At 64.2% G+C, this 5,987-nt stretch carries 4 protein-coding genes; 2 read left to right on the plus strand and 2 right to left on the minus strand.

Features of this window, described 5'->3' with window-relative positions:
* Positions 1–224 precede the first annotated feature (224 nt).
* Positions 225–512, plus strand: a complete 288-nt coding sequence (locus H5T65_13625) for a metal-sensitive transcriptional regulator (GenBank protein MBC7260269.1) — start codon at positions 225–227, stop codon at positions 510–512.
* Positions 513–539: 27 nt separating this feature from the next.
* Positions 540–866, plus strand: a complete 327-nt coding sequence (gene trxA, locus H5T65_13630; GenBank protein ID MBC7260270.1) for a thioredoxin — start codon at positions 540–542, stop codon at positions 864–866.
* A gap of 66 nt (positions 867–932) precedes the next feature.
* Here trxA and pfkA read toward each other — a convergent pair whose 3' ends face one another.
* Together pfkA and H5T65_13640 are read right to left on the minus strand one after the other, a co-directional pair.
* Positions 933–1,898, minus strand: a complete 966-nt coding sequence (pfkA, locus tag H5T65_13635) for a 6-phosphofructokinase (protein MBC7260271.1) — start codon at positions 1,896–1,898, stop codon at positions 933–935.
* Positions 1,899–1,946: 48 nt separating this feature from the next.
* Entirely contained in the window at positions 1,947–5,579 is a 3,633-nt protein-coding gene (locus H5T65_13640) for a DNA polymerase III subunit alpha (GenBank protein ID MBC7260272.1), read from the minus strand.
* Positions 5,580–5,987 lie beyond the last annotated feature (408 nt).

Consider the following 5,987-nt stretch of genomic DNA (forward strand, 5'->3'; position numbering starts at 1 on the left):
TCTATATTCCCCATTCGTGTGGATTCGTGTTATTCGCGGATAGCGGTTAGCGAGGGTAGGGCAGGTTTCCATACCTGACCTCGGCCCTCGGCGGCTATGGAAAGCCGCCCTACGTGCCTACCTTCTCCATCCGTGTGGATTCGTGTTATTCGTGGATGGCTCTACCCGCGCAGCGTTTGACAAATCGTGCGAGTTGGTGTAGCATAAGCCTACCCACGGGGGGTATGCCCATGCAAGACGCCGAAGACGTGGAAGTTGTAGAAACGACAGCCTCTACCCTCGTCCGCCTGCGGCGGATAGAGGGGCAGATTCGCGGCCTCCAACGCATGCTGGAAGAGGGGCGGGACTGCGCTGCGACCCTCACCCAACTGATGGCCGTGCGGGCTGCGCTGGACGCCGTGGGCCGCGCCATCGTGCGCGAGTACATGGACAGTTGCCTGGAATTGCCCGACACCGAAGAGGCGAGGGAAAAGATCGTCCGCATCGTGGAGTTGTTCCTCAAACTGGCCTAGCGCCGAACACTTATGGAGGTAGGACTGATGGGAGAAGTGATTCATCTGACCGACGCCAACTTTGACAAAGAGGTTGCGGAATCCCCGCTGCCCACCCTGACGGATTTCTGGGCGGCGTGGTGCGGCCCCTGCAAGATGATCGCCCCGATCATTGACCAACTGGCCCAAGAGTACGACGGCAAAATGAAGGTTACCAAACTGGATGTGGATCAGAATCCGACGGTGGCCACGCGCTTCGGAGTGATGAGCATCCCCACCCTGATCCTGTTCAAGGGCGGGCAGCCCGTGGAGCGCATCGTGGGCTACATGCCGAAGGAGAAACTGGTGGAGCGGCTCAAGCCGCATTTGGGATAGAAGTCCCCGCGCCGATACAGCGCCCACGTGAACGCACGTGGGCGCTTTGTTTTCCGCGCTGCACGCTCACCGCGCCAGCATCTGCGCGACATCGTAGTCGCCCAGGTTCAGGCTCGGCGTCCCCTGGACAACCTGCTCCAGCGGCACCAGTTCAATGCGGTTCCCCCGAAGCGCGGTCATGGTGCCGAATTCCCCCGCCAGCATGGCCTGGACGGCCCGCATCCCCATACGGGTTGCCAGCAGTCGGTCAAAGGCCGAGGGCGAGCCGCCCCGCTGCACGTGCCCGAGGACGGTAACCCGCACCTCAAACCCAGGCGTAACCTTGCACAGGTAGTCGGCGATTTCCCGCGCGCCGAACTTGGCCCCTTCGGCCACCACGATGATGGCGTGGGTCTTGCCGCGGACGTAGGCATCGTCCACGGCGCGGGCGATTTCCTCCAGGGGAATCTCCTTCTCGGGGATGATGGTAACCTCGGCGCCCGCGATGATGCCGCCGATGAGCGCCAGGTAGCCGTGGTGGCGGCCCATGACCTGGACGAGAAAGCAGCGCTGATGCGACGACGCCGTGTCCTTGATCATGTCAATGATGTGCACCATGGTGTTCAGCGCGGTGTCCACGCCGATAGACATGTCGGTGAAGGGCACGTCGTTGTCAATGCTGCCAGGAACCCCCACAACGGGCACGCCCATCTTGTGCAACTCGTACGCGCCCGCCAGGGAACCGTTGCCGCCTATGATGACAAGCCCGTCTATGCGGCGGTCGTTCAGGCGGCGGACGGCCTGCTTGCGCCCATCCACGGTCATGAACTCGGCGCTGCGGGCGGTCTGGAGGAACGTGCCTCCGCGCTGGATGATGCCGCCGACATCTCGCGCCGTCAAGGGTTCCATGTCGCCGTCTATCAGCCCCGAGTAGCCGCGGCGGATGCCGTAGACCTCCAGGCCTGCGCTCAACGCGGTGCGCACGACGGCCCGCACGCAGGCGTTCATCCCAGGGGCATCCCCGCCGCTCGTGAGCACTCCGATTCTCTTCATCCTACACCCCCTCGGTTTCGCGGGCTTTCGGGCTTCTGCCCCACGCGCCTAGTCCGACTGCACGATCAGGGCATCGGGCGGGACAAGTTGCCGAAGTTCCTGGAGCAGCGCCTCGCAACAGGCGGTCGTGGCGTTGGGGAAGTCCAGTTCCCAGCCGCCAGTGCCGCGTTGCAGGCGCACGCAGAAGCGATCCTGGCCAGGGTACTTCAGGAAGAGCCGATAGAGTTCGTTCAGGCGGCGCTTTTCGGTTTCAAGGTCGCCGCCGATGCGCAGCGTTACCAGAATGCGACGCGAAGGCGCGCCGCCTGTCGGTTGGGCCGCGGGCGCTGGCTCGGGCGCGGGCATGGGTGTAGGCGGCGGAGGCGGCGCAGGCTCCTCGCTGGCGGGCGGCGGCTCGTCGGGGAATGGCGCGTCCCAGAACCCGTTGTCGGCGTCGGAGACGAAGCCGTTCGCGTCCGCGTAATCGGGGGTGGCATCGTGGGCGACGCGCGGGACGGACAATTCCTCGGTGGCCCAGTCGCAGATGAGTTTCGGCTTCTGGTCTCGGAGGTCCACCTTGCCGCGCACCAGCAGGACGCGATCGGGAGTCCAGAGGCCCTTGGTCGTGCGGTATACCTTGGGGAACACCACCAACTCTATGCTCCCGTATAGGTCATCCAACTGGACGAAGGCCATGTCTTCGCCCTTGCGGGTGTTGGTGGTGCGCACCAGGGCCACGCTCCCCAGCAGCGTTACATGCTGGCCGACGAGTTCGGCGGTAACGGCCGTGGAGGGCGTTACTTCCAGGCCCTCAAGTTGGTTCAGCATGGTTTGCAGCGGGTGCTCGGTGAAGATCGTGCCCGTCAGTTCGCGCTCCCAGGCGATGCGCTCTTTCTGAGTGGCGGGGCGCGGCTTGCCGACGGTGTCCAGAATGGCCACGCCCGACAGTGCCCCGTCGTCCACCAGGTCAAACATGGACATCTGCCCGACTTCGCGCGCGGCCCATTCCTTCTGGCTCACCGACATCATCGTCTCAATGGCGTCAAGGAGGTGCCTGCGTTCGCCAAACCGATCCAGGGCGCCGACCTTGATCAGACACTCCAGCCCCTTGCGGTTCACCAGGCGCAGGTCCACGCGCTTGACGAAATCGTTGAGATTGGCGAAGGGGCCGCCCTCCTTGCGGGCCGCCACGATGGCGTTGATGGGCCCGTCGCCGATGCCCTTGATGGCGCCCAGGCCGAAGCGAATCTTGCCGTCCTCAATCAGGAAGTCGCACTCGCTGTAGTTCACGTCGGGCGGCAGGATTTCAATGCCCAGCCTGCGCGTCTCGGCGGCGATGAGGGCGATCTTCTCCGTGTTGCCCCGCTCCACGCATAGGAGCGCCGTCATGTATTCCAACGGGTACTTCGCCTTGAGGTAGGCGGTCTGGCAGGTGATGTAGGCGTAGTCGGCGGCGTGGGCCTGGTTGAAGCCGTAACTGGCGAACTTCTCAATCTGGTCAAAGATCTGGTTGGCGATGTCCTCGCTGACGCCGCCGTGCTCCATGGCTCCGCGGACGAACTTCTCCCGCTCGGCCAGCAGGACTTCTTTTTTCTTCTTCCCGACGGCGCGCCGCACGTTGTCGGCCTGCGAGGCGGTGTAGCCCGCGATGTCGGTCAGGATGCGGATGATCTGCTCCTGGTACACGATGACGCCGTAGGTTTTGCGAAGGATCGGCTCCAGTTTGGGGTGGATGTATTCAATGGGGACGCGCCCATGTCGCCGCTCGGTGAAGTCGGGGATGAAGTCCATGGGGCCAGGGCGGTACAGGGCCACCACCGCCATGACATCCTCATATCGCCGCGGCTGGAGGCCGCGCAGCACCTTACGCATCCCCTCGCTTTCCACCTGGAACAGGCCCGTTACGTGGCCGCTGGACAGGAGATCGTAGATGGCGGGATCATCCAGGGGAATGTTGCGCAGGTCTAACGCTACGCCGTGGTTCTGGCGAATCAGGTCGCACGCCCGCCGCATGATGGTCAGCGTGGCCAGCCCGAGGAAGTCCACCTTGAGCAGGCCGATCTTCTCCAGGGCCTCCATCTCGTATTGGGTTACGACGCCGCCCTCGCCTTTGGTGGGGCGGTGCAGGGCTACGTATTCCACCAGCGGCTTGTCGGCAATCACGACGCCCGCCGCATGGGTGGAAGCGTGGGCCGCCACGCCCTCCAGCGCCCGCGCTGTGTCAATCAGCGTCTTGAAGTAGGGCGCGTTCTCGTCTTCGTAGAGCGCCTTGAGTTCGGGCACCGCCTCCAGGCTCGCACCAATGGTAACCTTCGGGCCTGGGGGAATCAGTTTGGCGACGCGGTCCACCTCGGTCAGCGGCAGGTCCAACACGCGCCCCGCGCCACGGATGGAAGCCTTCGCGCCCAACGTGCCGAAGGTGATGATCTGCGCCACCTGGTCGGCCCCGTACTTGTCAATGGCGTACTGAATCATCTCGTCCCGACGGTCGTCGGGGAAGTCCAAATCCACGTCGGGCATGTTGACCCGTCCAGGGTTCAGGAAGCGCTCAAAGATGAGTTCCTGCGCCAGGGGGTCCACGTAGGTGAGGCCGAGGCCGTAGGCCACGATGCTCCCTGCCGCGGAGCCGCGGACGTTCCACCAGATGTCCCTGCTGCGGGCGTAGCGAACCAGGTCCCACACGATGAGGAAGTAGGTGTCAAACCCCATGTCGTGGATGACCCGAAGTTCGTATTGCATGCGCTCGCGGACGTGCGGAGGCATGTCTGGGTAGCGCTCGGCCAGGCCCTCCTCCACCAGTTTGGCCAGGTAGGTCTGGGGCGTGAAACCCTCGGGGACTTCAAAGGGCGGCAGATGGTAGTGGCCGAACTCAATCCGAACGTTGCACGCCTCGGCGATGCGCAGGGTGTTGTCCAGCGCCTCGGGCCACTCGGGGAACAGCGCGGCCATCTCGTCGCCGTCTTTCAGGTAGAAACTGTTGTCCCCCATGCTCATGTGGTCGGGGTCTGTCATGACCGCGTTGGTCTGGAGGCACAGGAGGACTTCCTGCGCGTAGGCGTCGCGGGCGTGGACGTAGTGCACGTCGTTGGTGGCCACCAGCGGGATGCCCAGTTCGCGCGCGATGTCCACCATGGCGCGGTTGATGTCGGCCAACTCGGGCATGCCCTCGTGGTACTGCAGTTCCAGGTAGAATCCGTCGGGGCCGAAGACGTCGCGGTACCACGCGGCGGCCTCCCTGGCGCTGTCCAGCATGCCTTCCTTGATGAGCCTGGGAATCTCGCCCGAACCGCAGGCGCTGAGGGCGATAAGCCCTTCGGCGTGGGCGGCCAGGTACTCCTTGTCAATGCGAGGGCGGTAGTAGTACCCTTCCAGTTGCGCCGCGGTGGCGATCTTCAGCAGGTTCTGGTACCCCTGATTGTCTCGCGCCAGTAGGACCAGGTGGTACGTATGCTGGTCGTCGCGGCCCGCGCGCGATTGCATGGAGTTGGGCGCGAGATACATCTCGCAGCCGATGATGGGCTTGACGCCGGCCTCCTGGCACTTCTCGTAGAATTCAATGACGCCGTAGAGCGCCCCGTGGTCGGTGAGCGCGATGGCGGGCATGCCGAGTTCCGCTGCGCGCTTGGCCAGGGCTTCGGGTTGGGCGAGCCCGTCCAGAAGGGAGTATTGGCTGTGCACGTGGAGATGAACGAAGGGACGCATCGCCTGACCGCCTCACTATGACCCTTTGGCGCATTATACACCGAGGCGCGCGCGCTGGCAAGGCGGCTGGGGAGTGATTCTCTTCTCTATTCGTGTGAATTCGTGTTATTCGTGGATGGCTCTCTGCCGGCTGGGGCGAGCCGCACTACGAACTGTAACCGCGAATAACGCCAATCTACGCGAATGGGGAACGGAGCGTAGCGCTTGGGAGTTGGGGGTGTGCGGGCGGCCGCCGAGATCGCGCGCGGGGCTGAACCCCCGCGCTGAATGAACCAAGCCCCCTTCGGGGGCTGGGCCTAGCCCGCAGGGCTTCGCCCCTTCAGCCCGATGCTTCAGCGTCGGGCGCCACCGTCCCCTCTCCCAGCGGGAGAGGGCCAGGGTGAGGGGTGTTTGGATCGCGAAGGACAC

It is taken from the genome of Chloroflexota bacterium, from assembly GCA_014360805.1.
Lineage (GTDB): Bacteria > Chloroflexota > Anaerolineae > DTLA01 > DTLA01 > DTLA01.